The sequence below is a fragment of the Thermodesulfobacteriota bacterium genome (assembly GCA_040758155.1).
Lineage (GTDB): Bacteria > Desulfobacterota > Deferrimicrobia > Deferrimicrobiales > Deferrimicrobiaceae > UBA2219.
In genome coordinates, this window is the sequence record JBFLWB010000004.1 from 1 (window position 1) to 2003 (window position 2003).

Sequence of the window (2003 nt, forward strand, 5' to 3'; positions counted from 1 at the left end):
GGGGACACGCTGCGCGTCGTCGTCGGCGGCGCGACCTCGACCGTGCGCCTGATCGGCATCGACGCCCCCGAGCGGAGCCATCCCACCATCGGAAAGGAATATTACGGCGACGAGTCGGCCGCGCACCTTTCCACCCTGTGCCTGGGAAAAACCGTCCGGTTGGAAAAAGGAGCGGAGGAGAGCGACCGGTACGACCGGCTCCTCCGGTACGTGCACCTCCCCCCTCCGGACGGGCGCCTGCTGAACCTCGAGATGATCCGCGCCGGGATGGCCCGCGCTTATACGAGGTTTCCCTTCTCGCGGCGGGCCGAGTTCGTCGCGGCGGAAAGCCGGGCCCGGCGGGATGGGGAAGGGCTGTGGAAAGACGCCGGAGCGGGGAAGCTCCGGTGGCTGCTTTCGGGCAAAGCCTCCCGCGTGGAGGTGTACCCTTCCGGGGGAGGCGCCTACGCCGTCGTCCATAAGGGCTGGGCCCTGGACGATACCCCGCGCGGAAACCTCGCGCGGGAGATCGAGTGGGTCCTGAAGGCCCGGGCGGAACTTTCGGACGCGGATTTCTCCCGGAAAGCCCGGGAGCGGGGGTACCGTCCCGTCGACCCGGCCGGGGACGATCGTTCCGCCCGGAGCGCGCGTCCAGCGGAGCGTTCCGGCGCCCTCCCCGAAACCGCCGTTCCCTGGGAGGAGGCGAAACGGCATGTCGACGAGCGGATCGTCGTCGAGGGAACGATCGTCCGTACGCACCGGACCGCGGCTGTGCTTTACCTCAATTTCCACCCGAACTGGAAACGGTACCTTACGCTCGTCCTTCCCGCGAAGGACCTTTCCCTGTTTCCGGAGGCTCCGGAGACCGCCTTCAAGGGAAAGAAGGTCCGGGCGCGGGGCGAGGTGACCCTCAACAAGGGGCGCCTCGAGATGGTCATCCGGGATCCGGCGAACATCTCCATCGTGCCGTAGCTGGCGGAGGACACTCTTAGCCCTTCTCGCGAGCTGGCGGGGGACACACTTAACCCTTAGTCCCGCGTTTGAAGCTAAGTGGTCCATTTCATAAGTTCGGTAACATATTTTATTTTCACGCCGCCGCTCGCGATCCGGCGGAAACGGGAGCCATCTTCGCGAGAAGTCTTGCAAGGTCGTGGCGCGTGAACTTCCACTCGAACGGTTTGGCGATCGCCTCGTAATGGCGCTCGAAGGCAAATAGACGCTCGCTGACTGCCGCCAGGGAGGGGAAGTCGTTGGGGGTGAGGACCTTGCGTTGCACGATAGAGAAGTAAATCTCGATCTGGTTGAGCCAACTGGCATGGACGGGGCCGTGAACCGGGACGATGCGGGGATATCTCTCCACAAGGCGTTTCACGCAAGACGCGCCGCGATGGGAGGAACCGTTGTCCATGATCCAGAACACGCGCCTTGCCTCGTTGTAGGGCGACTGGGCCATGACCTGATCCACCAGGCGTTCGAACGCAACGATGCCGTTACTCTTCTCGCACCGGCCAAAGATCTTTGCCCGAAAGACATCGAGGGCCGCCAGGTACGCCCATGCGCCGCATCGCCGGTACCCGTGCTCGACCCGCATCGATTGGCCGGGATGCGCAGGAACCGAAGGATGGACCCTTGCGCGGCCCTGGATGGAAGTTTTCTCGTCAGCGGAAAGAACGAACTCGTCGTCCTTGAGTTCTTTTCCCTCAAAGATCCGCTCATAGAGGTCGAGAATCCGGGTCGCCTTGGCGGCAAAGAGAGGGTCGCGCGGAAAGATCCAGCACCGATGCTGCCAGGGCTTGATCGCATCCTCGGAAAGCCAGCGCCAGACGGTGCTGTCGCTGATCCGGGCCACCAGTCCGGTGCGCCTTGCCTCAGCCGCCACGTCGGAGGTGCTCATCCGGGACAGCGGAAGGCCCAGGTTGGCGGGCAGTTCACACGCCAGAGCCTTGACGTGGACGACGACCTCCGGGGGGAAAAACCCGCGGGCGACCGGGGCGAGGGTTCTCCTCAAGCCCCGCCAGGCGTTG

General features: G+C 64.6%; 2 protein-coding genes. One reads left to right on the forward strand and one right to left on the reverse strand.

All coding sequences use genetic code 11. The annotated features are described in order from the left end of the window. Window positions 1–951: thermonuclease family protein (locus tag AB1346_00255; GenBank protein ID MEW6718865.1), on the forward strand; the 951-nt coding region annotated here is incomplete at its 5' end. A 115-nt stretch (window positions 952–1066) separates the two neighbouring features. On the opposite strand, the gene AB1346_00260 is transcribed toward AB1346_00255, so the two are convergent. Then, window positions 1067–2003, reverse strand: a 937-nt coding sequence (locus tag AB1346_00260) for an IS630 family transposase (protein MEW6718866.1), incomplete at its 5' end; no start/stop codon positions are given.